This window comes from Kitasatospora sp. GAS1066B, from assembly GCF_041262605.1.
Taxonomy (GTDB): domain Bacteria; phylum Actinomycetota; class Actinomycetes; order Streptomycetales; family Streptomycetaceae; genus Kitasatospora.
The window spans coordinates 1-26,533 of the sequence record NZ_JBGCCO010000025.1; the positions used below are offsets into that span (position 1 = coordinate 1).

Sequence of the window (26,533 nt, forward strand, 5' to 3'; positions counted from 1 at the left end):
CCCGACGGCACCCGACACTCCAACCGTCCGGCTGGTCGCACCCACCAGAGCCAGCCCGACCAGCCGGAAAACGACCTAAATCACCGGTATTGGCCTTAGGACCTCTCTTACGGATCTTGCCGGGCGCGCAGCCGCACAGGCTTTGACGCACCGGCTCGGCGCGCGGTCTGGCGCGCGAGCGATCAGTCGCGTCACAGTGGCGGCATCCGGGCGACCGGCTCCCGGGCGCCCACCCGGGTGGAGTTCCGCGCCGCGTCAGCGCGCGAGCCGCAACGGGCCGGCCGCAAGCGCGGCGGCAACAGACGAGGGAGTGGCAGATGACCGAGATCGCCGCACTACTGGCGGACCTGCGCGCCGAGAGCGAGGAACTGGCGGCGCTGGTGGTGCCGTTGGACGAGGACCGGTGGACGACTCCGACGCCCGCGCCGGGTTGGACCATCGCCCACCAGATCGCCCACCTGGCCTGGACGGACGACTGGACGCTGCGGTCCGTCCGTGATCCGGCCGGGTTCCATTCGGCGGCAGTCGAACTGCTGGCCGGCCCGGTTGAGTTCGACGGGATCGTGGACCGGGGCGCGGCCGACGGCGCGGCGCTGCCGCCGACCGAACTGCTGGAGCGGTGGCGGACCGGCTGCGCCGAGGTGCTGGCGGCGCTGGCCGAGGTGCCGCCGGGCAGCCGCCTGCCGTGGTTCGGCCCGCCGATGAAGGCCGCCTCGATGGCCACCGCGCGGATCATGGAGACCTGGGCGCACGGCGAGGACGTGGCCGAAGCGCTCCACGTCGAGCGCAAGCCCACCGCCCGGCTGCGGCACGTGGCGCACCTGGGCGTGCGGACCTTCGGCTTCGCGTTCTCCGCGCACGGCCTGCCGGTGCCGACCGAGCCGGTGCGGGTCGAGTTGGCCGGGCCGGATGGCGAAGTGTGGACCTGGGGGCCCGAGCAGGCGCTGGACCGGATCACCGGACCCGCGTTGGACTTCTGCCTCCTGGTGACCCAGCGGCGGCATCCGGACGACCTGGCACTGACGGTGACCGGCCCGGTCGCCACCGCCTGGGTGCCGCTCGCCCAGGTCTTCGCCGGCCCGCCGGGGGTCGGGCGGGAGCCACGCGAGATGTGACGACAAGTCAGCCACCGCCCCTACAGCAGGACCGGCGCCCGGGCGGGAACCTCACCACGAAGTGACGCCCAGTCAACTTCCGCTCATGGCGCGGCGTTGCCACCCTTGGGCACGAGCCCGTTGAGCAGCAACCGCAGGGCCAGCTCGAATCCCCGCTCGTCCAGGTCGCCGGGGCCACCGCCCCGGACGGCCGAGGCGGACAACGCCTCGGCCAGGTCCGGGTACTGCCTGCGGTACTCCTCGGCCGGGCGGGCGAAGCCCTCGGTGAACGTCTCCAGCGCTGCGCCGAGCACCAGGTAGTCGAGCGCGGCGGCGGCCTCGGCGGCGTCCGCCGGGTCGAGACCGGCCCGGCGCAGCGCGGCGAGCAGCGCGTCGTAACCGAGCAGCTGGCGCTCGGCCTCGACCCGGCGGCGGGCGAGGAGCGCGATGGTGTTGGGGTGACGGAGGAAGACCCGCCGGTAGCCGCGGGCGTACTCCGCCACGCCCGCGCGCCAGTCCTGCTCCGATGCCGCCGCTCCGGCGTCGCCACTGCGGCCGCCGGCGCCCGGTCGCAGTGGACCGTGGTCGATCTCGGCGTTGACCAGCTCGGCCAGCGCGTCGAGCAGTTCGTCCTTACCGGCCACGTGGTTGTAGAGCGAGGCGGCCTTGACCCCGAGCCGCTCGGCCAGCGCCCGCATGGTGAGACCGGCCGGGCCGTGCTCGTCGACCAGATCCAGCGCCGCCCGGGCGATGACCTCCCTGCTCAGCAGCGCCTTGCCCGGTCGCCCCACGCCCCGCCCTCTCGTCTGGCCACGCATCCATCCGGCACCCGTCGTACCGGTCCGGTCCACCTCACACCCGCCGGGCGCACGTGACACCCGTCCGTCGCAGGTCGCGCCCGTCCGGTCGACGTCAGGTTACAGCCCGGTGTCGAGGGCTTCCGCCGGCCGGGGTCGGTGGTCTACGGTCCCCGACTAACTAAGTTAGTTTTCCCTCGCGACCCTCACAGGCGGACCGTATGAGTGAACTCCCGACGCCCCCGGCCACCGGCGACAGCGAACGCCTGGCCGCCCTCGGCTATCGCCAGGAACTGCGCCGCAGCCTGGGCATCCTCGGCAACATCGCGATGGGCTTCGCGGTGGTCTCCCCCGTGGTCGGCCTCTACGCGGTCGCCCAGGTCGGCATGAGCATCGACGGCGGCGCCTGGGTCTGGGCGCTGCCGATCTGCCTGCTCGGCCAGGCCCTGGTGGTGTGCGTCTACGCCGAGTTGGCCAGCCAGTGGCCGCTGGCCGGCGGCGCCTACCAGTGGACCCGGCGGCTGGCCCGGCCGTCGTTCGCCTGGCTGAGCGGCTGGCTCTGGCAGTTCGCCGTGATGTTCGCCAACACCACCGTCGCCTACCTGGCCTCCCCCTGGGTCTTCGCACTCTTCGGCGCCACCCCCACCGCGACCCAACTGGTACTGGTCTCAGCCGCGTTCACGCTGCTCTGCGCGCTGGTGAACGCCTACGGGATCAACATCCTGCGCTGGTTCGTCTCGCTCGGCATCGCCGCCGAGGCGGTCGCCTCGGTGCTGGTCGGGGTCTCGTTGCTGCTCTTCTTCCGCAAGCACGGCCTCTCGCTTCTCACCGACACGCTCGGCGCCCCGTCGGCCAACGGCACCAGCGGCACGCTGGCCTTCCTGGCCGTGATCGCGGTCGGCGGCTGGGCGTTCATCGGGTTCGACGCCTGCGTCTCGACCGCCGAGGAGACCAAGGACGCGGGCCGCCAGGTGCCGCGCGCGATGTGGTACGCGCTGCTCAGCGTGGGCGCGGCGGTGATCCTGAACGCGGTGGGCGTCGCGCTGGCCCACCCCGACCCGGCCGCCGTTGTGGCCGGCAAGGACCTCGACCCGGTGACCACGGCGGTGACCAGCGCGTTCGGCGACTGGTCGGCCAAGCCCTTCGTGGTCGTGGTCCTGGTCAGCTTCACCGCCTGCCTGATGGCCTCGCAGGGCGGCGCGGCGCGCGGCCTGTACTCGCTGGCCCGAGATGGCGTCTTCCCGTACTCGGCCCAGGTGCGCAAGGTCAACAGGCACCAGGCACCGATCGGCGGGCTGGTCGCGACCACCCTGATCAGCTGTGCGGCACTGCCGCTGGGCCTGAAGAGCGCCGCGATGGGCAGCCTGATCACCTTCGGCAGCGCGGCGACCTTCCTGCCGTTCTTCCTGCTCACGCTGGCGGCGCTGATCGCCCGGGTGCGCGGCAGTTGGCGGCCGGCCGGCCAGGTGGGCTACGGGCGGTTCGGGACGGCGCTGAACGCGCTGGCAGTGCTCTGGACCGGTGGCGAGGTGCTGAACATCTGCTGGCCCCGGACCATCCTGGCGCCGCCCGGGGCACCGTGGTATCAAGTGTGGGCCGCCCTGATCGGCGTGGGCACGGTCACCCTGATCGGCGTCGGCTACCTGCTGGTCAGGCGGCCGCAGGACCGGATGTCGGCGGACCACATGACGGCGAACCAGGCTCCGGCAGCCAGGCCGGCAGACCAGGAGCGCCGACCGAACATCCCGTTGACCTGATCATCACAAGATCTACTTGAAGAGGGGCAGCCTAGTGTGTCGCGAGGGGAATGTGTGCGAGGTTTGCCCACACTCGGCCGCTGAGCTGCCGCTTCGGGTATCCATAGGGGCGGAAAGGACGTCTCTGTGATCTTCGACCGGATACGCGCCCGCAAGGCCATCCCCACCCCCGCTCCAGTCGCGCCCGGTTGCCCGGTGAGCCACGACCGTCCGGCCACCGCCGCATGGGCCGCCGTGCCGACGGTCCCGGAGCAGGCCCGACGGATGCCGTCGAACCTCTTCACCCCCGCGTTCACCGATCCGGACCGGGCGAGCGAGTTCATCCGGCAGTACCACGCGGAGATCCCGGGCGCCGGCGACCCGACGGCGCGGCTCGACGAGGTGCTGGACGAGATCTCGCGGACCGGCACCTACCGGCACACCACCGAGGAACTGGCCTTCGGGGCCAAGGTGGCCTGGCGCAACTCCGCCCGCTGCATCGGCCGTCTCTACTGGCGCAGCCTGCTGGTCCGCGACCTGCGCGAGGTCGGCTCGGCCGACGACATCGCCGAGGAGTGCTTCGAGCACCTGCGGCTGGCCACCAACGGCGGCCGGATCCGCCCGATGATCAGCATCTTCGCCCCGGACCGTCCCGGCCGTCCGGCCGCCCGGATCGTCAACGCCCAACTGGTCCGCTACGCCGGCTACCCCGACGGCTACGGCGGCTGGATCGGCGACCCGGCGGGCGGTCAACTCGCCGCCCGGGCCGCCGATCTGGGGTGGAAGCCGGGCGAGGGCCGGTTCGACGTGCTGCCCCTGCTGGTGCAGGAGCGGACCGGTGAGCGACCGTACTGGTACGAAGTGCCGGACGACGCCACTCTGGAGGTGCCGCTCAGCCACCCCGAGTACACCTGGTTCGCCGCGTTGGGCCTGCGCTGGTACGCCGTGCCGGCGATCAGCGACCAGACGCTGGAGATCGGCGGCATCCGCTACCCCGCCGCGCCCTTCAACGGCTGGTACATGGGGACCGAGATCGGCGCCCGCAACCTCGCCGACGCCGACCGCTACGACCTGCTGGCCGAGGTCGCCGGGCGGCTGGGCCTGGACACCTCCAACGAACGCACGCTCTGGAAGGACCGGGCGCTGATCGAGCTCAACCGGGCCGTGCTGCACTCCTACGAGGTGGCGGGCGTGACGATGACCGACCACCACACCGAGTCGGAGCGGTTCCTGAAGCACATCGCCCAGGAGAAGCGGCTGGGGCGGGAGACGCCGGCGGACTGGAGCTGGATCGTGCCGCCGGTGTCGGGCGGGGTCACGCCGGTGTTCCACCGCTACTACGACCCGGTGGACCCCGAGACCCGGCCCGCGTTCGTGGCACGCGAACCCTGGTGAGGCGGTTAGGGCCCGCTGACTGAGTGCGGGGAGGGCGCGGTCGGTGCCGTTGCGGTCGGAGCCTCGGAGCCGTTGTGGTCGGTGCCGCTGCGCTCGAAACGCAGTGCCAACCCGTCCAGCAGCGCCTCCAGACCCGTCTCGAACGCGCCCTCGTCGACCGCGCGCCGGTGCTCGGCCAGCCGGTGCGCCTCGCCCAGGTGTGGGTAGTCGCCCGCGTAGAGCTGCACGTCCTCGGGGAAGCCGGCCGCGAAGGAGCCGAGCGCCGAGCCGGTGATGAAGTAGCGCATCAGCGCGCCGATCCGGGTGGCCTGGCCACGCGGCCAGCCCGCCTCGACCAGGCACCCGTAGACCGCGTCGGCCAGCCGTAGCGCGTTCGGGCGCCGGCCGGGACCTTGGGCGAGTACCGGGACGATGTGCGGGTGCCCGGCGAGGGCGGCCCGGTAGGAACGGGCCCAGTCGCGCAGCGCGGTGCGCCAGTCGCCGCCGCTCCCGGCGCCCCCGCCGCTCCGGGTGTCCGGGGCGAACATGCCGAGGTCGACCTCGCCCATCACGCTGTCCACCACCGCGTCGAGCAGCTCGTCCTTGGTGGCGAAGTGGTTGTAGAGCGACGGACCGCTGACCGAGAGTTCGGCGGCCAGGCGCCGGGTGGAAAGCGCTTCCAGCCCCTCGGCGTCCACCAGCGCCAGTGCGGCCTCGACGATCCGCTCGCGACTGAGCAGCGGGGTGCGGGGCCGGGCCATGGGGGGCTCCTCCGGTCGGGTGGTGGGGCGGCCATTCTCGCAGGGGCCCCTTCCCAGCGGGGTCGCGGCCGAGCTAGAGTCCAAAAAACTTGCACCGCTAGTTTAAGGACCCCAGGGCGACCCCAGGAAGGGACCTGACCGATGGACTTGGCACTCACCGAGGAACAGGCCGCGGTCCGCGCGCTCGCCGCCGAGTTCACCGACCGCGAGATCGCCCCGTACGCCACCGACTGGGACCGTGCCGAGTCGGTCGACCGGGCCGTCATCGGCAAGTTGGGCAAGCTCGGCTTCCTCGGCCTGACCATTCCCGAGGAGTACGGCGGCAGCGGCGGCGACCACCTGGCGTACTGCCTGGTGCTGGAGGAACTGGGCCGCGGCGACTCGGCAGTGCGCGGGATCGTCTCGGTCTCGCTCGGCCTGGTCGCCAAGTCGATCAACAGCTATGGCACGGAGGAGCAGAAGCGGCACTGGCTGCCCCGGCTCTGCGACGGGCAGGCGCTTGCCTGCTTCGCGCTCACCGAGCCCGGCACCGGCTCGGACGCCGCGAACCTGACCACCCGCGCGGTGCGGGACGGCGCGGACTGGCTGATCAGCGGCACCAAGATGTTCATCACGAACGGGACTTGGGCCGATGTCGCACTGGTCTTCGCGCGTACCGGCGAGGCGGGCCACAAGGGGGTGAGCGCCTTCCTGGTCCCCACCGACACCCCAGGACTCGAACGGCGGGAGATCCACGGCAAACTCGGCCTGCGCGGTCAGGCCACCGCGGAACTGAGCTTCGACCAGGTCCGGGTGCCGGACAGCGCCCGACTCGGCGCCGAGGGCAAGGGCTTCTCGGTGGCGATGTCCGCGCTCGCCAAGGGGCGGATGTCGGTGGCCGCCGGCTGCGTCGGGATCATCCAGGCCGCACTGGACGCCGCCGTCCGCTACGCCACCGAGCGTGAGCAGTTCGGAAAGCCGATCGCCTCCTACCAGTTGGTGCAGGAGCTGATCTCCGACATCGCGGTCGACCTGGACGCCGCCCGGCTGCTCACCTGGCGGGTCGCCGACCACATCGAGCGCGGGCTGCCGTTCGCCACCGAGTCCTCGACGGCCAAGCTCTTCGCCAGCGAAGCCGCCGTCCGGGCGGCCAACAACGCGCTGCAAGTGTTCGGCGGTTACGGCTTCATCGACGAGTACCCCGTGGGCAAGCTGGTGCGCGACGCGCGCGTGATGACCCTGTACGAGGGGACCAGCCAGGTGCAGAAGCTGCTCATCGGCAGGTCCCTGACCGGCATCAACGCGTTCTGACGACCGAGCCGGTCGTTCGACCGAGCCAGCCGCTTCCCGTACCAGCCGTTTCCCGTACCGGCCGTTCCCAGTACCAGCCGTTCCCAGTAGAGGAGCCCAACGAAGTGCGTCCTGTCTACTTCGCCGCCGCCCGCCGCACCCCGATCGGGCGGCTGCGCGGCGCGCTGTCCACCGTCCGACCCGACGACCTGTCGGCAGCCGTACTGCGCGGCCTGCTCGCCGAGGTCCCGAACCTCGACCCGGCCCGGATCGACGACGTCTACTGGGGCGCCGCCAACCAGGCCGGCGAGGACAACCGCAACGCCGCCCGGATGGCCGTGCTGCTCGCCGGCCTGCCCGACAGCGTCCCCGGCGCCACCGTCAACCGGCTCTGCGCCTCGGGCCTGGAGGCCGTCACCATGGCCGCCCGGACCATCGCGGCCGGCGAGGCCGAGATCGTGGTAGCCGGTGGCTGCGAGTCGATGAGCCGCGCGCCGTTCGTGCTGGCCCGGCCGGACGAAGCGCTGCCGCACACCATGTCGACCTACGACACCCGGCTCGGCTGGCGGCTGACCAACCCGCTGATGAAGGACCTGCACGGGGTACTCAGCATGGGCGAGACCGCCGAGGAGGTGGCCGGCCGCTTCGGCATCGCCCGAGAACGGCAGGACGCCTTCGCGCTGCGCAGTCACCAGCGCGCGGCGGCCGCGCGCAAGGACGGCCACTTCGACGCCGAACTGCTGCCGGTCACCCGCCCGGACGGGGTGACGGTCAGTCAGGACGAGGGCATCCGCGAGGACACCAGCCTGGAGCGGCTGGCGCGGCTGAAGCCGGCCTTCCGCCCCGGCGGCACGGTGACCGCCGGCAACGCGTCCCCGATGAACGACGGCGCGGCCGCCCTGCTGCTGGTCAGCGAGCAGGCGCTGGGCGAGCTCGGCCTGGAGTCGCTGGGCCGCTACGCCGCCGGCGCCTCGGCCGGCGTGCACCCGGACGTGATGGGCATCGGCCCGGTGCCGGCCACCCGGAAAGCGCTCTCCCGCCTCGGCTGGCAGATCGGCGACCTGGACGAAGCCGAGCTGAACGAAGCCTTCGCCGCCCAAGTACTGGCCAGCATCGACCAGTTGGGCATCGACCCGGAGCTGGTGAACCCGACCGGCGGTGCGATCGCACTCGGCCACCCGCTGGGCGGCTCGGGCGCCCGGATCCTCACCACCCTGCTGCACCGGATGCGGCGCACCGGCGCCCGCCGGGGTCTGGCCACCATGTGCGTCGGCGTGGGTCAGGGCAGCGCAGTCCTGATCGAGAACAGCTGAAGGAGCAATCGGAGATGTCACGTTTCACCGGCAAGGTCGCCGTCGTGACCGGTGCCGCCCAGGGCATCGGTGCCGCCACCGCCAAGCTGCTGGCCGAGGACGGCGCAACCGTCGCCGTCCTCGACCTGAGCGCCGAGCGCGCCCAGCAGACCGCCGACGCGATCACCGCCAAGGGCGGCACGGCCCGCGCCTACGCCTGCGACGTCAGCGACTACGACGCCGTGGAAAACGCTTTCGCCAAGGTCGTCGAGGACCTGGGCGGCCTGCACATCCTGGTCAACAACGCCGGGATCACTCGGGACAACCTCTTCTTCAAGATGCCCAAGGCCGACTGGGACGCCGTCCTGACGGTCAATCTGACCAGCGCCTACAACTGCAGCCACGTGGCGCAGAAGTACCTGGTGGCACAGAAGTACGGCAAGATCGTCTCGCTCAGCTCGCGTTCCGCCCTCGGCAACCGCGGCCAGGCCAACTACGCCGCGGCCAAGGCCGGTATCCAGGGCCTGACCGCGACGCTGGCCATCGAGCTGGGCCCGTTCAACATCAACGTCAACGCGGTGGCTCCCGGCTACGTCGTCACCGCCATGACCGCCGCCACCGCCGAGCGGGTCGGCGCCAGCCCCGAGGACCACCAGGCCGAGGTCGCCGCCCGCACCCCGCTGCGCCGCCCCGGCCGACCGGAGGAGATCGCCGCGGTGGTGGCCTTCCTTGCCAGCGAGGAGGCCTCGTACGTGAGCGGGCAGACGCTCTACGTGAACGGCGGGGCGCGCTGACCGCCTCGACCTGGAGGACCGGCCCGTAGTACCTCGGTACTACGGGCCGGTCACTCTTCAGCCCTGGAGTACCACGGTTTCGGGGCCTGCGGCTCCTAGCGTTGAGCTTGACGCCGGCCGGAACGTCCGTCGGCCCGAGGCTAGGGGAACACCCGATGATCGAGGCGCAGCAACTGACCAAGCGGTACGGGGAGAAGACCGCCGTTGACCGGCTGGACTTCACCGTGAAGCCGGGCATGGTGACCGGCTTCCTGGGCCCCAACGGGGCCGGCAAGTCGACCACGATGCGCATGATCGTGGGCCTGGACGCGCCGAGCAACGGCTCGGTCACCGTCAACGGCCGCCGCTACGCCGAGCACGGCGCCCCCTTGCAGGAGGTCGGCGCGCTGCTGGAGGCGAAGTCGATCCACCCGGGGCGCTCCGCCTTCAACCACCTCAACACCCTGGCGCTGACCCACGGGATCCCGCGCCGCCGGGTGGACGAGGTGATCGAGCTGACCGGTCTGCAGTCCGTGGCACGCAAGCGCGCGGGCGCCTTCTCGCTGGGCATGGGCCAGCGCCTCGGCATCGCGGCCGCGCTGCTGGGCGACCCGGCCACCGTGATGCTGGACGAGCCGGTCAACGGCCTGGACCCGGAGGGCGTGCTGTGGATCCGCAACCTGCTCACCGGGCTGGCGGCCGAGGGCCGCACCGTCTTCGTCTCCTCGCACCTGATGAGCGAGATGGCGCTCACCGCCGAGCACCTGATCATCGTCGGGCGCGGCCGCCTGCTGGCCGACACCACCGTCAAGGACCTGATCCGGCAGTCCGGCGGTGACACCGTGAAGGTGGCCAGCTCCGACCCGGCGCGGCTGCGCGAGGTGCTGGCCGGTCCCGGCGTCGACATCACCGGACGCTCCGGCTCCGAGGAACTCCTGGTCACCGGGCTGGCGGCACGGGCTATCGGGCTCAAGGCCGCCGAGCACAACATCGCGCTGTTCGAGCTGGCCACCAAGGGCGTCTCGCTCGAGGAGGCGTTCATGGAGCTGACCCGGGACGCCGTCGAGTACCACGGCAACACCACCGCCCCGAGCCTGCAGACCGCCGAGCCCGCCGAGAACACCGAGACGGCCGAGCCCGTTGGGAGCGCAGCATGAGCACCGCCACCACCACGCAGGTCGCCCCCGTGCGCGCCGAGCGTCCCGCCTACAAGGTCACCGCGGCCCGCGTGCTGCGCTCGGAGTGGGCCAAGTTCTGGTCGCTGCGCTCCAGTTGGATCACGCTGACGCTGGCGCTGGTCTTCGTCCTGTTCTTCGGGCTGATCCGGGCCTGGCGCTACAAGGTCAACATCACGGCCGGCAACCCCATGGACGCCCCCGAGATGCTGGCGGCCAACGCGGTCAGCCTCTCGCTGTTCGGGCTGAACTTCGGCCAGCTTGCCGTCGGCGTCCTGGGCGTGCTGGTCGCCGCGGGCGAGTACTCGACCGGGATGATCCGCTCCACCCTCGCCGCCGTGCCGCGGCGCCTGCCGGTGCTCTGGTCCAAGGCCGCCGTCTTCGCCCTGGTCGCCTTCGTCGTCGGCATCGTCGGCGCGTTCGCCGCCTTCGGCTTCGGCAGCGGCATCGTCTCCGGCACCCGGGCGGCCCTGACCTTCTCCGACGCCGGGGTGCTGCGCAGCCTGGTCATGGCCGGGGTCTACCTGGCCCTGATCGGAGTGTGCGGCGTGGCCCTGGGCGCGCTGCTGCGCTCCGTTGCCGGCGGCATCGCCGTCCTGGTCGGCACCCTACTGCTAGTCCCTGGGCTGATCACGCTGCTGCCGACCAGCTGGCAGAACAACGTCAGCCAGTACCTGCCCAGCCACGCCGGTGACTCGATGTACGCGCTGCACCAGGACGCGCACACCCTCTCCCCCGGGATGGGCCTGCTGGTCCTGGGGCTCTGGACGGCGCTCGCGCTGGCCGGCGCCGCGTACCGGCTCAAGCGCGCCGACGCCTGACCGGCGCGACCGCGACGGCGGCCGGGGGCCCGGGGGGGGCCCCCCCCCCCCCCCCCGGGGCGCGGGGGGGGGGGGGCGGGGGGGGGGGGGGGGGGCGCGGCCGGGGGGGGGGGGGGCGGGGGGGGGGGGCGGGGGGGGCCCCCCGGGCCGGGGGCCGCGGCCGCGCCCCCCCCGCTCCGGGCCCGGGGGGCCCGAACGGGCGCCCCCCCCCGGGGGGGGGGCGCCCCGCGGGGGGGGGGGGGGGGGGGGGGCCCCCGGCCCCCGGGCCGCCGTCGCGCTGCCGACTGCGCTCTGCGGTTGCGGCTGGCATGACGGACAGGCTGCGATGATGGACGGGTGACACCCATGACCAGCGCGACCACCGCGCCCACCGCCTTCGACGGCGACACGGGGGACCCGATCTGGGGTCACCCCCTGGTGGCCGGTCTGATGCGGGTGTGCCGGCGGCTCCAGCGATCCGACCGGGCCCGGCCCTGGCTGCTGGACGCCACGCTGGTCACCGCCGTCCTGCTGCTGTTCGGCCTGCCGGACCTGCTGCACGGCGAGAACCGGCCGGGGATCGTGCACGCCAACGGTCTGCCGGTGGGTGCGGTGGTCGGCCTGCAACTGGGGTTGGCACTGCCGCTGCTGTGGCGGCGCCGCCGCCCCACCGCGGTCTTCGCCGCCATCGCGGCCGTCTTCGTCGCGCAGTGGTCGCTGAACGTGTGGCTGCACGCCGACATCGCCCTCTTCCTGGCCCTGTACAGCGTGGCCCGGCACGACCGCCTGCGGCGGCTGCCCTGGGTGGGCGCGGCGACGGCGGCCGCGCTGCTGCTGGCCGCCGCCCGGGTGTCGGTGGTGATCTCCCCGCTCGTCGCGCTCTTCTTCCTGTGCTGCGCGGCCACCGCGGCGGCCGCCCTGGGTCTGGCGCTACGTGTCGGCACGGCCTACCTGGCCGCGCTGCGCGAACGCGCGGCACGGCTGGAGATCGAGCGCGACCAGCGCAGCCGGCTGGCCGCCGCCACCGAACGGACCAGGGTCGCCCGCGAGATGCACGACATCATCGGCCACAACCTGTCCGTCATCATCGGCTTGGCCGACGGCGGCGCCTACGCCGCCGAGGTCGCTCCACAGCGCAGCAAGGAGGCGCTGCAGCTGATCGCCGGCACCGGGCGCCAAGCCCTGGGCGAGCTGCGCCGGATGCTGGGTGTGCTGCGCGAGGAGCGAACGGACGGTCCGGAACTCACCCCGCAGCCGGGCGTCGCCGATCTGGCGGCTCTCTGCGCGCGGGTGCGAGCGGCCGGCCCCGAGGTCACCTACCGGACGGTCGGCGACGTGGAGGCGTTGGACCGCGGGCTGCAGCTGACGGTCTACCGGATCGCGCAGGAGGCGCTCACCAACACCCTCAAGCACGCGGGCCCGAAAACCAGCGCGAAGCTCACGCTGCGGGTGACCGACCGCGAGATCCGGATCAGGATCGAGGACAGCGGCCGTGCCAGCGGCGCGGCTCCCGCCACCACCGGCCTCGACGCGAACGGGAACGCGAACGGGGACGGCAGCGGGGACGGGGACGGCCAGGGCATCACCGGAATGAAGGAGCGCGCCACCCTGTACGGCGGGCGGGTGACCGCGGGCAGGCGCCCGGGCGGGGGCTGGACCGTGGAAGCCGTACTCGATCCCGCGCCCCTCGGCCAGCCGGCCGCTCCCACCGTTCAGGCGGCGTCATGACGACCGTGGTCATCGTCGACGACCAGCCCCTGCAGCGCTTCGGCTTCCGGATGCTGCTGGAGAGCGCCCCCGGCACCGAAGTGCTCGGCGAGGCGGAGAACGGAGTCCAGGCCGTGCGGCAGGTCGCCGAACTGCGTCCGGACGTCGTGCTGATGGATGTGCGAATGCCCGGCATGGACGGCATCGAGGCGACCCGCCGGATCGTCGCCGCCGGCGGCCGCTCGCGCGTGCTGGTGCTCACCACCTTCGACCTCGACGAATACGCGCACGCCGCACTGCGCGCCGGAGCCAGCGGCTTCCTGCTCAAGGACGCCCTCCCCGAGGAACTGCTGGCCGGGATCCGGGCGGTGGCGTCGGGCGACGCCGTGATCGCCCCCGGGCTCACCCGACGCCTGCTCGACACCTACGCCCACCGCCTGCCCGCCCACTCGGCCGACCAGCAGCCGAGCGATCCGCGGCTGCGCGCACTGACCGAGCGCGAGCACGAGATCCTGCTGGCCATCGGCCAGGGCTGGAGCAACGGCGAGATCGCCGAGCGCCTGGTGCTCTCCGAGAGCACGGTCAAGACCCACGTCGGCCGGGTGCTGGCGAAGATCGGTGCCCGCGACCGGATCCAGGCCGTGATCCTCGCCTACGACCTCGGCCTGACCCGACCCCAGCCGGACCGGGCCGCCGAGCGCTGAGCCGCCGGCGGCGCAACCGTCAGCCGACCGGGCGTCCAACGCCTGACCTCCAATTGTCCGAGCGGGCTGCGATGCTGTGATCCGCGAGGCCCATGGTGGGCCGGGTAAGGGGATCGACATGTCGACCGGACAGCCGGAGTCGAAGCAGCGAGCACTGGTCCTGGGCGGCGGCGGACTGGCCGGGATCGCCTGGGAGACCGGGGTGTTGGCCGGGCTCGCGGCGGCAGGGGCGGACGTCACGGGGGCGGACCACATCGTCGGGACCTCGGCCGGGTCGGCGGTGGCCGGGCAGCTGGGCAGTGGGCTGCCGCTGCCGGAGCTGTTCCGGCGCCAGGCCGAACCTGAGCTGCAGAACGCCGAGTTGACGCCGACCGGGATGACGACGGCCGAACTGTTCGCGTTCTGGGGCAAGCTGCTGGAGGAGGTCACCGACCCTGCCGAACGGCGCAGGCGGGCAGCCGAGTTGGCGCTGACGGCGCGGACGGTGACACCCACGGCGCGACGCCGGGTGATCGAGAACCGGCTGCCGGTGCACACGTGGCCGCAGCGGAGCATCACGCTGGTCGCGGTCGACACCCGCGACTGCGAGCCCCGACTGTTCGACCAGGCCAGCGGGGTCGGCCTGGTGGACGCGGTCGCCGCCAGCTGCGCGGTACCGGGGATCTGGCCGCCGGTCACCATCGACGGCTCGCGGTACATGGACGGCGGTGTCCGTTCCTCCAACAACGCCGACCTGGCGGCCGGTTACCAGCGGGTGCTGGTGCTCGCCCCGATGGCCGACCCGGCCCTGGCCGACGAGGTGGCGCTGCTGGAGCGCTCCGGCCGGGTCGAGGTGATCACCCCGGACGAGGCATCCCTGGCCGCCTTCGGCACCGACCCGCTGGATCCCGCCTCCCGCACCCCGGCCGCCCACGCGGGCCTGGCTCAGGGACGGCAGCTGGCCGAGACGGTGCGCGCACTCTGGAGCTGAGGGGGCCGGACATGGATCCGCCCCGTCCGGGATCAGGGCGCCGGGCGGGGCGGATCGGTTCATGGCGGGCCGGGGGCAACTGGCTCAGCCCTTCGGGCCCTTGGTGACGGTGGACGGCGCGGCGACGGCAGCGGCTGACGCCGCGCCGTCGCGCACCTTTCCTCGGGTGCGGCGTCCGCGAGGTGCGCCACAGATCCCAGAACGGCGAACGCAGCCGCGCCCAGCAGCACGGCAGCCGCTACACGAACCGGAGACTCCGGCACGCAGACCACCTGGGATTCACACCTGTTTGGCCGTTACCCGATGTGGTTCATTGTGGCTTACTCACCGTCAGTTGGTCCAGTGCGGCTTCAGAGTGACGCTCAGAATGGTGCGGTACTCGGCCGGCTGCACGGCCGGGACGGTGAACTGGGCCGCCAGGTCGGTTCCGTAGACGCTGCCGGTGCCGGGCAGCGGCTTGGGGGTCGAGTAGCCGGCGAAGAGCATGGTGAGGCTGCCGTTGTCGTTCTGCACCACGGTCGGGTCGTAGACCCGGCCGCTGTAGTAGCCCGAGACACCGAGCGCGCCGCCGGTGGCCGCCTGCTGGGTGAGGGCCGAGAAGCTGTAGTCGGTGGAGATCAGCTTCTGCGGGGCCGACCAGGTCTTCCCGTCCCTGGAGGAGGAGTAGAAGATCTGGTTGAACGCGTCGCTGTCGCCGTCCGCGGCGTAGGCGCCGGAGAGGAAGAGGCCGTAGCTGCCGTCGGGGTTGGTGATCACGGTGCCGCGCGAGCCGATCCAGCGCAGCACGGAGTCGCTGTTGCTGGTCGGGTCGGCCAGGCCGTTCACCTGGCCGAGGTCCGTGAAGTGCAGCCCGTCGGTGGTGTAGGCGGCGCGCACCACGGTGTAGTCCTCGTTGTTGCCGAACAGCGACTTGGGCTTGTTCTTGCCCTCACCGATCTTCGCCAGCTGCGCGTACGGGGCGACGGCCGCGCCGGGCGCTGCCACGTCGCTGCCCTTGGCGACCGTCCCGGTTCCGCCGGTGCAGCCGGTCAGTTGGGCGGCGTCGGCACCGGTGCAGGTGACCTGGACGATCCCGGCGGCGGTGCCCAGGCTGACGGTGACCGAGGCACCGGCGGCCGGCTTCAGCGCGGAGCTGTCGGCCACCGGGAGGGTGGCGGCCGGCAGGGTGACGGCGGCCGTGGTGGTGGTCGGCGTGAAGTAGTTGACGATCTTCTCGGTGTAGAGCACCGCGACGCTGCCCTTGGGCGCGCCCGGGTAGCTCGGGACCGTGCTGATGATGCCGTCGGGCGCGATCAGGCCGCTGGTCTGCTGGGCGGTGGCGGGGATCACGCGGTCGGCGGTGACGGGGTCGCCGGCCTTGATGGTCACGCCGCCCGGGGTGCGGGTGGTGCAGCCGGTGAAAGCGCTGGCCGTGGCGCTGGCGTCGTTGCAGTCCACCGTGACGCCGTCGACCGTGAAGTGGCCCGGCTGCTCGAACGCGGCGGTGCTGCCCACGGTGATGGTGACGCCCGCGCCGCCGGGGCCGGCCGGCACGCTCACGCCGGCGGTCGCCGCGGTGCTGCCGCCCATGCCGACCGGCTCGGCGGCCGGCAGGCCGGCCAGCGGGTCGCCGCCCTCGGGCGTGAGGTGATGGACGATCAGGTTGGTGCCGAGCGTGTCGCCCGAGGGACGGGAGAGCGTGTACAGCACCTGGCCGTGGTGGCCGGTGCCGGCGTAGTTCGGCACGTTCAGCACGAAGGCGTGGCCCTGGCCGTCGTCGTTGGTGTTGCCGTTCGGGCACAGGCCGGCGTTCTGCTCCAGCGCCTGGCCCGCGTACTTCCAGGTCTTGCCGTGGTCCGTGGAGGTGGCCGCGACCACCGCCTCGTCACCGTCCTTGGGGCGGTAGTCGAAGAGCCCGGAGAGCGTGTCGCCGCCGTCCTGGCTGGTGACGAAGGGGAAGTAGTACGGCTGCATCGGCAGCACGCTGCCCTTGGGCTGGCGCACCACGCTGCCGGTCTCGGGCGTGGCGCCACCGCTGGAGCAGTAGCCGTCGAGCGGACCGGGCGTGCCGGTGACGCCGCTGGCCGCCGGCACGCTGCCGGAGCCGGCCGGGTCGAGGGCCAGGTTCGGGTACGTCACCCCGCCCACCGTGACGTTGCCGCTGCCCCCACCGGCGTAGACCGGCAGGCTGTTGCCGTAGGACGCGCCGAGGGTCAGGTCGCCCTGGCCGAGCGTCCACGGACCGCCCTTGACCTTGTCGACCACCGGCGTGCCGACGCTGTAGGTCAGCGAGCCGTGCCGGTGGTGGTGCCCGCCCCAGCCCGGGACGCCCTGGGCGTCGAAGGTGTTGCCGTCGGCGTCGGCCAGTGCGGGGCCGGCGGTGGCGGTGAGCGCGGCGATCGTGGTGACCGCGAGCGCGGCGGTGGTCGCGATACGGCGACGTGGCATGAAGTCTTCCTCCCGATAGCGCCCGCGCGGGGGAAGACGGCGCGGGCCGATGCGACCGTGCGGGGAGTTGCACGGGTCAGCCGAGATCCTGCACACCGGCGCCGACCGGTGGGAGCGGATCGAACGAGAGTTCACCGACCGTTCCCCGAGGGTCCGCCGTTCGCCCCCGCGATGGTCCCGACACACCGGAGAGACCGCCGTCACGTCCGGTCAGCGGCGTCCGGTTGCACCAAGTGGACTTTCCTTGACCGGCACTTGACGGTCCGTCGGGCGACCCCGACCGGACCACGAAGACCGACGCGGACCCCACGAAGACCCCGCTGGGACCCGGGAAGGCCCCGCGAAGGCCTACGAGGACTCGCGGAGAGCGCCGCCGACCTGGGCCGTTCGGTCCATTGCGAACACTCGCACGGATTTTTTCGGCATGTTCTCAGGGCATGTCAAGAGTCCGAAATGACTATAGATCCATCGGCTCTCCACACGATGGGATATCCGGGCCGACATGGTTTCGGCACGACCCTCCCCCATTCGAAGGAGTTCCATGGGAACCTCCCCCGCCACCGCGGGCCCCCGACGCTCCGCGACCGCTCGTGCCCTGGCCTTCCTTGCCGTCGGGGCGACCGCCCTGACCGCGGGCACGGTCACCGCGCAGAGCACCGCGGCCTTCGCGGCCGGCGCCCCGGTCCCGGCCGCGTTCAAGCTGCACCCCGCCTCCGAGGGGCACATCGACGCGACCGCGCGGACGGCACCGATCAGCACCAGCGACTGCGTGGCGCAGATCGGCATCCACTGCTACTCCCCGCTGCAGTACCGCGCCGCGTACAACCTCAACCCGCTGTACCAGCAGGGCATCACCGGCAAGGGCCGGACCATCGTCATCGTGGACTCCTTCGGTTCGCCGACGATCCAGCACGACCTGGAGACCTTCGACAAGCAGTGGGGCATCCAGGACACCAACGTCGAGGTCGTCAAGTGGGGCAACGTCCCGACCTTCGACCCGAAGAACGCGGACCAGGTCAGCTGGGCCGGTGAGACCACCCTCGACGTCGAGTACGCGCACTCGATCGCGCCCGACGCCCACATCGTGCTGGTCGAGACCGCGGTCTCGGAGAACGAGGGCACCAGCGGCCTGCCCGAGATGATGTCCGCCGAGCAGTCGCTGATCAAGCAGGGCAAGGGCGACGTCATCACGCAGAGCTTCGGGGCCACCGAGAACACCTTCCCGGGCTTCGACAAGGGCGACTACTCCTCGCTCACCGACCTGCGGTACGCGTTCAAGGCCGCGGCCGCGCACAACGTCACGGTGCTCGCCTCCTCCGGCGACAACGGTGTGACGGACTCGGACAACAACAACACCCTGTACCCGTACAAGGTGAACTCCTGGCCGTCCTCCGACCCGCTGGTCACCTCGGTCGGCGGCACCCAGCTGACCCTGGACAACAACGGCAACCGCACCGCGCCCGACCAGGTCTGGCACGACGCGTACGGCGCCGGCGGCGGCGGCGAGTCCGCCGTCTTCGACCGCCCGTGGTACCAGACCGGCGTGGCGAACGTGGTGGGCGACCACCGCGGCACGCCCGACATCAGCATGAGCGCGGCGGTGGACGGCGCGGCCTGGACGTACGACTCGTACGACCCGACCGCTGTCGGCTGGCACCTGACCGGCGGCACCAGCGAGGCCTCGCCGCTCTTCTCCGGCGTCGTCGCGCTCGCCGACCAGGCCGCGGGCCACCGCCTCGGCCAGATCAACTGGCGGCTCTACGGCCTGTCGATGCTCCCCTCCCAGTGGAGCGGCATCAACAGCGTGACCAAGGGCGACAACGGCTGGAACAACGTCGCGGGTTACCAGGCGACGCCGGGCTACAACATGGCGGCGGGCCTCGGGACGATCGACGGCTACACCTTCGTGCACGCGATCGCGGGTCGCTGACCTAGGACCGCTTGCCCGGTCGGGGCACTCGCCGCTGTGCGGCGGGTGCCCCGTTCGTGCTGTCTGCCCAGGGGGTTCGGGCGACTGCCTACCCGGCCTGCCCGGCCCTACTCGGCTGCCCGGCCCTACCCGGCCTGCTCGGCGGCGCCGGTCAGCTTCGCCAGATAGCGCTCGGCCGAGCGGAGCTTGCGGCCGTCCTCGCCCGGCAGTTGGGCGCGCAGTTCCAGGATGAGGGCGCCGACCTGCAACGCCCGGCGCGGGTCCGCGATGGCCCGCCAGCACGCCTCGGCATTGGTCGCCACCCGATGCACTTCCGGATCCTCCGGCCCCTCCACCGCCAGCAGCACCAGGGCCACTTGGCGGTAGAGCTCGGCCGCCAGCACCGGGTCACCCGCCAATCTGGCCACATGGGCGCGTACTTGACGAACCATCAGCACCGGTGGAGCGATGGCACCGTGGACGGCCACCACCTGCTCCTCGAGGGCGAGGGCGAGTTCGGCGGCGGAGTCGTGCGCGCCCGCGTCGGCGGTGCTGACGATCCGGCCGAGCGCCTCGCGGTAGTCCTCGGGGGGCGCGGCAGGCGTGTCGGTGGGCGGGGCGGCAGGCGTGTCGGTGGGCGTGTCGGTGGGAACGTCCCCGGGCGGGTCGACAGGTGCTGCGGCGGGCGGGTCGAGGGGCGCCGCACCGGCGGGCGGCACGTCGACCGGCGATGGGGCGTCCACCGGCGGTGGCGTGTCCGCCGGCGACTCCGCGACCGCCGCTGCCTTCAGCAGCGAGACCGGACGGCTGGGCCGGACCGTCGGCGGCACGCCCGGCTTCAGCAGCGACACCGGCCCACGGTCCGCCGCCGGCCGGGGCAGCGGAACCGTCGCCGCTGTCGCGGCTGTCGCGGCGGTCACAGCCGTCGCCACGCTCGGGGCACCCGACCCGGCGGCGAGCGCCTGAGCCTGCACCCCCGGCGCGGCCTGCTGGCGCGCCGTGTTGCGGAACACCGGGCGCTCCGGACCGTAGGAGCCGAAGATCAGCGCGTTCGGACGGAGCACCGAATGCACCTGCCCGCGCAGCTGCTCCGGCGTCAGCAGCGGCCCGGCGCCCGGGCGGCCGCCGTGCAACGCCTCGATCAGCGCTCTGGTGAAGGTGCCGATCTGCTCCACGTCCGGTCCGATCACCGCCCAGAGCGGGATCGCCTCGGTGAGCAGCGCCGGTCCGCCGCCGCCCTGAAGCAGCGGCCAGGCGCCCGGGTCGGCGCTGAGGTCGGCGATCACCAGGGTGTCCCAGTCGGCGGGCCGGGTGCGCAGCTCGCCGACGATCGCCGACCACGCCACGCCCTCCTGGCGGATCGTCGCGGCCTTGGACTCACGCAGCGTCAGGTGCAGCCCGCCACCGCGCTTGTCGGCCACCAGCTGGCCGCCGAGGTGGACCAGCAGCGGCCCCGGATGCCGGGCGGCGGCGCGCAGGTGGGCGAGGACGGTCTGCGGGTCGCTGGCCGCCGGCAGGTGCACCGCGTCGACCGCCTCGGCCGCGAGCAGGGTCTGCGGGGCGACGGCGGCGAGCATCGCGGAGAGCACCTGCGGCTGCCCCGAGCCACCGCGCGCCCAGGGACGGCGGCCGCCGCTGCCGTAGCCACCCTCGACCGCGAGGATCCGGCCGCGCAGCCCACCGCCGACGGTGGCGCCCACGGCTGCGGACGCGGGCACGGACGTGTCGGGCCTGTCGGACGTGCCAGCCAGCGACGCGAGCGCGTCGGGCGACGGGAGCGGCAGGGTCGCGGCGAGCGGCGGGAGCGGGACGGTGACGGTCCACCCGGTGGAGACCGGGGGCTCCGACGGCGCCCCGGTCGACGCCGCGTCAGCGACCTCGGCCTCGGGCGCGGGCACAGACGCGTGGGACGGCGCCGCGGCAGGGGAAGGCTCAGCGGCATGGGAAGGCGCGGGCACCGCACGGAGCACCGCCGTCGCCGCACTCGGCATCACCGCGCGCAGCACCGCCGTACCCTCACTGCCGCCTCGCGCTTGGCGGTGCGCCTCCGGACTCGCGTCCTCGATCACCGGCAGCACCCGGGTCTCGACCAGCTCGTCCGCCGGTCCGTGGGGCAACCACCCGGGGGCCGCGTCCTGGACCTCCGGCGCCGGGAGCGGCGTCGTCCGTTCCGCGTCGTACCCGGTGTTCGCGTCGTGGGGGCTCTGCCGAGGGTCCAGCGGAGCGTCCGGCGGCGGCACCGCACCCCCGGAGATCGATGCACTGTCCGCCAAAGCCGGTCACCACCCCGCCCGCCACCGTGGGCGTCTCGTCCGCAGGTCACGGCTGGCTCCACCGCTCCCCCTTCCGCGCCACCTTACGGGGTGTCCGACCTCCCGTTCCAGGCCGGGGCACCGACCCCGGCCGAAACGGGGGGCGCGGAACGCGCGGTTCCGAGTGCCTGGTTGACTGTGTCCGGCCCGACGCGCTCCACCCTCACCCACCGGCCCCCGCGACGACGGGACTTGACGCACCCTCGAGGACCCATGCACGCGCTCCAACCCCTGCTGGCCGCCTTCGTCCCGATCTGGGCGCTGACCGCCGTCGGCTACCTGGTCAGCCGCACCGGCCTGCTGGGTGAGCAGGCCGAGCTGGTCCTCGGCCGCTTCGTCTTCCACGTCGCGATGCCCGCCGCGCTCTTCACCATGCTCGCCAAGGCACCGCTCGGGACCTTCGCCAACGCCTCGATGCTCGCCTTCGCCACCGGCACGCTGGTGGCCTCGTTGCTCGGCTGGGCCGGCGCACGCTGGCTGTTCGGACGCGCCCCCGCCGACCGGGCGATCAGCGGGATGGCGGCCGGCTACGTCAACTCGGCCAACCTGGGAATCCCGGTCGCGGTCCAGGTACTCGGCGACGCGTCGTTCGTCGGCCCGGTGCTGCTCTTCCAGGTACTCCTGGTAACGCCGGTGATCCTCGGCCTGCTCGACGCCGGGACGGATGGCGGGGCGGGCGGCGGGGCAGATGGCAGTGCTGCCCGCGCCACTCGGTCCGCACGAGTCGGACGAATGCTGCGGCTGCCACTGCGCAACCCGATCATCCTGGCCTCGGCGCTCGGCGCACTCTGCTCGGCCGTCGGCTGGCACCCGCCCGCAGCACTCGGCCAGTCCTGCCAGTTGCTCGGCAACGCCGGCGTGCCGACCGCGCTGATCACCCTCGGCATGTCGCTGCACGGCCGCCCGTCCACCGAGGGAAACACGCTGCGGGCGGAAGTCGGCCTCGCCGTGGTCGCCAAGAACCTGATCCAGCCCCTGGTCGCCTTCGCCGTGGGCAGCCTGCTGCTGCACCTGACCGCGCACCAGCTACTCGCCGTGGTGATCTGCTCGGCGCTGCCGACCGCGCAGAACGTCTTCATCTACGCCCGCCAGTACGGGCTGAACACCGCGCTGCCGCGCGATTCGGTGCTCTGGTCGACGCTGCTGTCGATGATCACCCTCTCCGCGATCGACTGGACCCTGGCTCCGACCTCTCACTAGCGCCGGCTCAGCGGAACCGACTCAGCGGAACCGACTCGGACGAGCCGATCCCTCGTTCGGACCGAATGGCCCCGGCGAGCCATCAGGCCTGGTCGGCGGCCTATTGTCCGAAGTTGATTGACCGGCGGCGCCAAGGGTCGTGGACAACCGCGCACCCGACTAGAACGGTTGATGTCACCCGATGTCAACCGTCTGGAGAGGGCGTACCGATGGAGTTCGGGATCCTGGGGCCACTGCTGGTGCGGGACGACGCCGGCCAGCCGCACGGCGTGCCGGCGCCCAAGCAGCGGGTGCTGCTGGCGACCCTGCTGCTCCGGCGGGGCCAGGTCTGCTCGCCGCCGCTGCTGGCCGAGCGGCTCTGGGACGGTTGCCCGCCGCGTGGCGCGACGGCCGCGCTGCAGAACGCGGTGCTGCGGCTGCGGCGCTGCCTGGGGCCGGCCGGTGGCCGGCTCGAGACCTGCGCCGGCGGCTACCGGCTCGCCGTGGACCCCGAGGAGTTCGACGTCCATCGCTTCACCGAGCTGCGGACCAGGGGTGCCGCCGCACTGCGCGCCCGCGAGTACGAACGCGCCCTCGGCCTGCTCGACGCCGCCCTGGACGTCTGGCGCGGCGAGGCCTTGCTCGACGTCCCCTCGGACGCGCTGCACCGCGAGGAGGCCGGTCGGCTGGCCGACGAACGGCTCCACGCCGTCGAGGCCCGGGTGGAGGCGGAACTCCAGCTCGAGCGCCACTCGGTGGTCCCCGAACTGCAGGCGCTGACCGCCGCCCACCCCGGGCGCGAGCGGTTCTGGGCCCAGCTGATGACCGCCCTCACCCGCGAGGGCCGCCAGGCGGAAGCGCTTTCCGCCTACGGCCGGGTCCAGCAGCTGCTCGACGAACAACTCGGTGTCCACCCCGGCCCCGAACTGCGCGAGCTGCACCGCCGGATCCTGCGCGCCGACCGCCCCGTCACCGGCCGGGTGCCCGCCCAGCGCACGGTCCGCGCCGTCCTGCGCCAGCCGCGCACGCTGGTCGGGTAGGCCGCCGGTCCGCTGGTGCGGCGGTCCGGCGGTCCGGCGGCGCCTCAGGTCGCGATCGTCCAGTGATTGGTCGACAGCGAGCGTCCCGCGAACTCCGTGCGCCGCTCACCCTGGAAGGTGAAACCGAGTGAGCGGCAGATGCCGTTCGACGCGGCGTTGGTGGTGGCGGGGAAAGCGCTTACCAGCCCCCAACGGCCGTCCGCACGGGCCAAGCGCAGCAGTTCGCGGACCGCACACTTGGCGAGCCCCTGCCCCTGGAACTCCGGCAGTACCATCCAGCCGATCTCCGAGTAGGGTGCACCGGCCGCCTCATACTCATGCGTCCACAGCGTCACGGTGCCCGCGACCACACCCGTCGCGGCGCCGTCCCCACCTCCGCCGCCATCGCCCCCGTGGCCGCCGTGGCCGCCGCCGCCCATGTGGCCGCCGCCCAGCACGATCATCTTGATCCACTGATCATCCGCCAGAACCCGCTCCACATCCCGTCCGACCTTGTCCGGCATACCGTCAGCCGGTAGTGGCCCGCCGAGCCCGGCCATCATCACCGGGTCACAGCGCATCCTCAAGTAGGCTGGCAGGTCAGCGAGTTCGACATCACGCAACCGCACATTCAACTCCTCATCCGCAGGGCACACTTCGCTGCGTACCGATTATCGGCACGGGATGGCAGCTGTCGTCCGACTGTTAAGCCACTTGTCATGTGCGCGGACTTCACGCGTCATCGACGCCGTGCCTTACTTGGAGAGCTACGCGCGTTGCACGTCGGAGCTACGCGCGTCACATCTCCCCGTCTACCCCCCACGGAGACTTGAATGAGACTCACGCGTCGCGCCTTGATCAGCCTCGCCGCCGGGGCCACCGCCGCCGCCGGCATGCTGGCGCCCGTGACCGCCGCGCACGCCGCGACCGGGACCTACTCCCTGGTGATCCTGCCGGACCAGGGTGAAAGCGCGATCTACAACTTCGTCAACTCCGCGACGAAGTCGATCGATGTGACGATCTACGAGCTGCGCGACACCACCCTGGTCAACGACCTGGTGGCCAAGGAGAAGGCGGGCGTCGCCGTCCGCGTCATCCTGGACTCCCAGCACTCCTCCATCGACGGCGCCGCCTACAGCGCGCTGTCCGCAGGCGGCGTGGGGGTCACCTACTCGTCCTCCGCCTACGTCTACACGCACCAGAAGACCATCACCGTCGACGGCGCCAAGTCCTACATCAGCACCGGCAACTTCGACACCACGTACTACGCCACCTCGCGCGACTACGGAGTCTTCGACACCGACGCCAACGACGTCAGCGCGATCGAGAAGGTCTTCGCCGCGGACTACGCGAAGACCTCGATCACCCCCGGCGACGGCGACGACCTGGTCTGGTCGCCGACCGACTCGCAGACCCAGTTGCTGAGCCTGATCAACGGGGCCCAACACTCCCTGGACGTCCAGGAGGAGGAGTTCGGCGACACCGCCCTGATCAACGCGATCGTCGCGGACCAGCAGCGCGGCGTCACCGTCCGGGTGGTGGCCGAGAACGAGAACAACAGCTACACCTCGCAGCTCAACCAGATCACCGCCGCGGGCGGCAAGGTGACCACTTACACCAGCTCGACCGGGTTCTACGTCCACGCCAAGGCGATCGTCGCCGACTACGGCACCTCGACCGCCAAGGCGTTCGCCGGCTCGGAGAACTTCTCCGACAACTCGCTGAACCACAACCGCGAGTTGGGCCTGATCGTCAGCGACCCGGGCGTGGTCGGCGGCCTGGAGTCGACGATCACCGCCGACTTCAACCAGACCAGCAGCGCCGGCATGACCGTGGCCAACCCGGGCAACCAGACCGGCACCGTCGGTGGCGCCGCCAGCGTGCAGGTCTCGGCGACCGACACCACCGGCGGCACCCTCTCCTACGCGGCCACCGGGCTGCCGGCCGGGCTGTCGATCGACTCCTCGACCGGGCTGATCTCCGGCACCCCGACCGCCTCGGGCACCTCGAACGTGACCGTAACGGCGACCGACTCGACCGGCCCCTCCGGCTCCACCACCTTCAGCTGGACCGTCGACGCGGTCGCCGGGAACACCGTGACCGTGACCAACCCGGGCACCCAGACCAGCACGGTCGGCTCCGGCGCAAGCCTGCAGATCGCCGCCGGCGACTCCGCCTCCGGCCAGACCCTCACCTACAGCGCCACCGGACTCCCGGCCGGCCTCTCGATCAACTCCACCACCGGCCAGATCACCGGCACCCCCACCACCGCCGGCACCTCCAGCGTGACGCTGACCGCCACGGACACCACCAACGCCAGCGGCTCCACCACCTTCAGCTGGACCGTCGACCCCAGCTCGGGCGGCGGCTGCACCCCGGCCCAGCTGCTCGGCAACCCGGGCTTCGAGACCGGCACCGCCGCCCCGTGGACCACCTCCACCGGCACGGTCAGCAACGACAGCAGCGAGCCGGCACACAGCGGTAGTTGGGATGCCTGGCTGGACGGTTACGGCACCACGCACACCGACACCCTCGCCCAGACCGTCGCCGTCCCGAGCGGCTGCTCCAGCTACCAGCTGAGCTTCTGGCTGCACGTGGACACGGCCGAGACCAGCACCACCACCGCGTACGACACCCTCAACGTCCAGGTGCTGAGCAGCTCCGGCACCGTGCTCGGCACCCTGCACACCTACTCGAACCTGGACCACCTCACCGGTTACGCCCAGCACACCTTCGACCTGTCGGCCTACGCCGGTCAGACCGTCACGCTGAAGTTCACCGGAACCGAGGACAACGAGTACCAGACCTCGTTCGTCCTCGACGACACGGCGTTCAACGTCAGCTGACACATCGTCAGCTCGGTTGACTCCCGGGCTCCCGGGCTCCCGCCTCGCCGTCGAAGCGAGGCGGGAGCCCTGTCGTCGACCGGCGCACGCTTCCAGCCATGGGCACGAAGACCTGCGCGCCTCGCCGAAGACGTTGGTGACCCGGTTCACGGGCCGGAGCCGGGCGACATCCGCGGACCTGCGGGCCACCGTCCGACCTGGGCTCCCGAACCAGGCGGTCGCCGTCTCGCTCGATGGACTGGACAGCGCAGGCGAGGCGGCGCTGCCGCCCAGAAGCCCGCCGCTCGGGGTTCTGCCCCAGGAGCTGAACCGCAACACCCTCCGCGTCAGCCGACCCAGCGCGCGGCCGCCGGGACAAGGGGACACCGGCTATGGACTAATGTTCCTGC

Annotated in this window: 20 protein-coding genes; 15 read left to right on the plus strand and 5 right to left on the minus strand. The window is 72.4% G+C overall.

All coding sequences use genetic code 11. The features are described from left to right. Positions 1 to 317 precede the first annotated feature (317 nt). Positions 318 to 1,115 carry a TIGR03084 family metal-binding protein gene (locus ABH937_RS25910; protein WP_280691486.1) on the plus strand — a complete coding sequence of 266 codons (798 nt, stop codon included), beginning with the start codon at positions 318 to 320 and terminating at the stop codon, positions 1,113 to 1,115. A gap of 83 nt (positions 1,116 to 1,198) precedes the next feature. Here ABH937_RS25910 and ABH937_RS25915 read toward each other — a convergent pair whose 3' ends face one another. Next, complete coding sequence (locus ABH937_RS25915) at positions 1,199 to 1,912, minus strand: TetR/AcrR family transcriptional regulator (RefSeq protein WP_280691487.1); 714 nt, start codon at positions 1,910 to 1,912, stop codon at positions 1,199 to 1,201. A 200-nt stretch (positions 1,913 to 2,112) separates the two neighbouring features. Between ABH937_RS25915 and ABH937_RS25920 the strand changes: the two genes are divergently transcribed. Continuing rightward, the gene (locus ABH937_RS25920) at positions 2,113 to 3,648 is read left to right on the plus strand and encodes an APC family permease (protein WP_280691488.1); all 1,536 of its coding nucleotides are present in this window, start codon (positions 2,113 to 2,115) and stop codon (positions 3,646 to 3,648) included. A 264-nt stretch (positions 3,649 to 3,912) separates the two neighbouring features. After that, positions 3,913 to 5,022: a nitric oxide synthase oxygenase gene (locus ABH937_RS25925; RefSeq protein WP_370219712.1), complete on the plus strand. Its 1,110-nt coding sequence runs from the start codon at positions 3,913 to 3,915 to the stop codon at positions 5,020 to 5,022. Positions 5,023 to 5,027: 5 nt separating this feature from the next. Here the strand turns inward: ABH937_RS25925 and ABH937_RS25930 are convergent, their stop codons facing one another. Continuing rightward, positions 5,028 to 5,762, minus strand: a complete 735-nt coding sequence (locus ABH937_RS25930) for a TetR/AcrR family transcriptional regulator (protein WP_370219650.1) — start codon at positions 5,760 to 5,762, stop codon at positions 5,028 to 5,030. Positions 5,763 to 5,903: 141 nt separating this feature from the next. Here ABH937_RS25930 and ABH937_RS25935 point away from each other — a divergent pair, with 141 nt between their 5' ends. The 8 genes from ABH937_RS25935 to ABH937_RS25970 all read left to right on the plus strand — a co-directional run bounded on the left by ABH937_RS25935 (position 5,904) and on the right by ABH937_RS25970 (position 14,452). Next, entirely contained in the window at positions 5,904 to 7,052 is a 1,149-nt protein-coding gene (locus ABH937_RS25935) for an acyl-CoA dehydrogenase family protein (RefSeq protein ID WP_370219651.1), read from the plus strand. A 104-nt stretch (positions 7,053 to 7,156) separates the two neighbouring features. After that, the gene (locus ABH937_RS25940) at positions 7,157 to 8,344 is read left to right on the plus strand and encodes an acetyl-CoA C-acyltransferase (RefSeq protein WP_370219652.1); all 1,188 of its coding nucleotides are present in this window, start codon (positions 7,157 to 7,159) and stop codon (positions 8,342 to 8,344) included. A gap of 14 nt (positions 8,345 to 8,358) precedes the next feature. Next, a complete protein-coding gene (fabG, locus tag ABH937_RS25945; protein WP_370219653.1) occupies positions 8,359 to 9,117 on the plus strand; it encodes a 3-oxoacyl-ACP reductase FabG in 759 nt (252 codons plus the stop codon). Between the two features lie 155 nt (positions 9,118 to 9,272). After that, positions 9,273 to 10,253 (plus strand): ABC transporter ATP-binding protein, encoded by a 981-nt coding sequence (locus ABH937_RS25950; protein ID WP_280691493.1) that lies wholly within the window; start codon positions 9,273 to 9,275, stop codon positions 10,251 to 10,253. Continuing rightward, entirely contained in the window at positions 10,250 to 11,092 is an 843-nt protein-coding gene (locus ABH937_RS25955; RefSeq protein ID WP_370219654.1) for an ABC transporter permease, read from the plus strand. The genes ABH937_RS25950 and ABH937_RS25955 overlap by 4 nt, the downstream gene beginning before the upstream one ends. Positions 11,093 to 11,437: 345 nt before the next feature. Continuing rightward, the gene (locus ABH937_RS25960) at positions 11,438 to 12,799 is read left to right on the plus strand and encodes a sensor histidine kinase (RefSeq protein WP_370219655.1); all 1,362 of its coding nucleotides are present in this window, start codon (positions 11,438 to 11,440) and stop codon (positions 12,797 to 12,799) included. Then, positions 12,796 to 13,482 carry a response regulator transcription factor gene (locus tag ABH937_RS25965; protein ID WP_280691496.1) on the plus strand — a complete coding sequence of 229 codons (687 nt, stop codon included), beginning with the start codon at positions 12,796 to 12,798 and terminating at the stop codon, positions 13,480 to 13,482. The genes ABH937_RS25960 and ABH937_RS25965 overlap by 4 nt, the downstream gene beginning before the upstream one ends. A gap of 118 nt (positions 13,483 to 13,600) precedes the next feature. Continuing rightward, complete coding sequence (locus tag ABH937_RS25970; protein WP_370219656.1) at positions 13,601 to 14,452, plus strand: patatin-like phospholipase family protein; 852 nt, start codon at positions 13,601 to 13,603, stop codon at positions 14,450 to 14,452. Positions 14,453 to 14,782: 330 nt separating this feature from the next. Here the strand turns inward: ABH937_RS25970 and ABH937_RS25975 are convergent, their stop codons facing one another. Beyond that, positions 14,783 to 16,879 carry a hypothetical protein gene (locus ABH937_RS25975; protein WP_370219657.1) on the minus strand — a complete coding sequence of 699 codons (2,097 nt, stop codon included), beginning with the start codon at positions 16,877 to 16,879 and terminating at the stop codon, positions 14,783 to 14,785. A gap of 541 nt (positions 16,880 to 17,420) precedes the next feature. Here ABH937_RS25975 and ABH937_RS25980 point away from each other — a divergent pair. Further along, the gene (locus tag ABH937_RS25980; RefSeq protein WP_370219658.1) at positions 17,421 to 18,809 is read left to right on the plus strand and encodes a S8 family serine peptidase; all 1,389 of its coding nucleotides are present in this window, start codon (positions 17,421 to 17,423) and stop codon (positions 18,807 to 18,809) included. Positions 18,810 to 18,934: 125 nt separating this feature from the next. Here the strand turns inward: ABH937_RS25980 and ABH937_RS25985 are convergent, their stop codons facing one another. After that, positions 18,935 to 21,061 (minus strand): hypothetical protein, encoded by a 2,127-nt coding sequence (locus ABH937_RS25985; protein ID WP_370219659.1) that lies wholly within the window; start codon positions 21,059 to 21,061, stop codon positions 18,935 to 18,937. A 252-nt stretch (positions 21,062 to 21,313) separates the two neighbouring features. Here ABH937_RS25985 and ABH937_RS25990 point away from each other — a divergent pair, with 252 nt between their 5' ends. Together ABH937_RS25990 and ABH937_RS25995 are read left to right on the plus strand one after the other, a co-directional pair. After that, positions 21,314 to 22,300 carry an AEC family transporter gene (locus tag ABH937_RS25990; protein ID WP_370219660.1) on the plus strand — a complete coding sequence of 329 codons (987 nt, stop codon included), beginning with the start codon at positions 21,314 to 21,316 and terminating at the stop codon, positions 22,298 to 22,300. Between the two features lie 209 nt (positions 22,301 to 22,509). Continuing rightward, a complete protein-coding gene (locus ABH937_RS25995; protein WP_280691502.1) occupies positions 22,510 to 23,319 on the plus strand; it encodes an AfsR/SARP family transcriptional regulator in 810 nt (269 codons plus the stop codon). 44 nt (positions 23,320 to 23,363) lie between these two features. Here the strand turns inward: ABH937_RS25995 and ABH937_RS26000 are convergent, their stop codons facing one another. Then, positions 23,364 to 23,927, minus strand: coding sequence for a GNAT family N-acetyltransferase (locus tag ABH937_RS26000; RefSeq protein ID WP_370219661.1), 564 nt, complete (start codon positions 23,925 to 23,927; stop codon positions 23,364 to 23,366). A gap of 204 nt (positions 23,928 to 24,131) precedes the next feature. Here ABH937_RS26000 and ABH937_RS26005 point away from each other — a divergent pair, with 204 nt between their 5' ends. Next, the gene (locus ABH937_RS26005) at positions 24,132 to 26,144 is read left to right on the plus strand and encodes a putative Ig domain-containing protein (protein WP_370219662.1); all 2,013 of its coding nucleotides are present in this window, start codon (positions 24,132 to 24,134) and stop codon (positions 26,142 to 26,144) included. Positions 26,145 to 26,533: the final 389 nt, after the last annotated feature.

Bases quoted from the DNA above. Each gene is read 5' to 3' on its own strand.
- ABH937_RS25910 (WP_280691486.1), top strand. From the start codon at position 318: ATGACCGAGATCGCCGCACTACTGGCGGACCTGCGCGCCGAGAGCGAG.
- ABH937_RS25915 (WP_280691487.1), bottom strand. From the start codon at position 1,912: ATGCGTGGCCAGACGAGAGGGCGGGGCGTGGGGCGACCGGGCAAGGCG.
- ABH937_RS25920 (WP_280691488.1), top strand. From the start codon at position 2,113: ATGAGTGAACTCCCGACGCCCCCGGCCACCGGCGACAGCGAACGCCTG.
- ABH937_RS25925 (WP_370219712.1), top strand. From the start codon at position 3,913: ATGCCGTCGAACCTCTTCACCCCCGCGTTCACCGATCCGGACCGGGCG.
- ABH937_RS25930 (WP_370219650.1), bottom strand. From the start codon at position 5,762: ATGGCCCGGCCCCGCACCCCGCTGCTCAGTCGCGAGCGGATCGTCGAG.
- ABH937_RS25935 (WP_370219651.1), top strand. From the start codon at position 5,904: ATGGACTTGGCACTCACCGAGGAACAGGCCGCGGTCCGCGCGCTCGCC.
- fabG (WP_370219653.1), top strand. From the start codon at position 8,359: ATGTCACGTTTCACCGGCAAGGTCGCCGTCGTGACCGGTGCCGCCCAG.
- ABH937_RS25950 (WP_280691493.1), top strand. From the start codon at position 9,273: ATGATCGAGGCGCAGCAACTGACCAAGCGGTACGGGGAGAAGACCGCC.
- ABH937_RS25955 (WP_370219654.1), top strand. From the start codon at position 10,250: ATGAGCACCGCCACCACCACGCAGGTCGCCCCCGTGCGCGCCGAGCGT.
- ABH937_RS25960 (WP_370219655.1), top strand. From the start codon at position 11,438: ATGACCAGCGCGACCACCGCGCCCACCGCCTTCGACGGCGACACGGGG.
- ABH937_RS25965 (WP_280691496.1), top strand. From the start codon at position 12,796: ATGACGACCGTGGTCATCGTCGACGACCAGCCCCTGCAGCGCTTCGGC.
- ABH937_RS25970 (WP_370219656.1), top strand. From the start codon at position 13,601: ATGTCGACCGGACAGCCGGAGTCGAAGCAGCGAGCACTGGTCCTGGGC.
- ABH937_RS25975 (WP_370219657.1), bottom strand. From the start codon at position 16,879: ATGCCACGTCGCCGTATCGCGACCACCGCCGCGCTCGCGGTCACCACG.
- ABH937_RS25980 (WP_370219658.1), top strand. From the start codon at position 17,421: ATGGGAACCTCCCCCGCCACCGCGGGCCCCCGACGCTCCGCGACCGCT.
- ABH937_RS25990 (WP_370219660.1), top strand. From the start codon at position 21,314: ATGCACGCGCTCCAACCCCTGCTGGCCGCCTTCGTCCCGATCTGGGCG.
- ABH937_RS25995 (WP_280691502.1), top strand. From the start codon at position 22,510: ATGGAGTTCGGGATCCTGGGGCCACTGCTGGTGCGGGACGACGCCGGC.
- ABH937_RS26005 (WP_370219662.1), top strand. From the start codon at position 24,132: ATGAGACTCACGCGTCGCGCCTTGATCAGCCTCGCCGCCGGGGCCACC.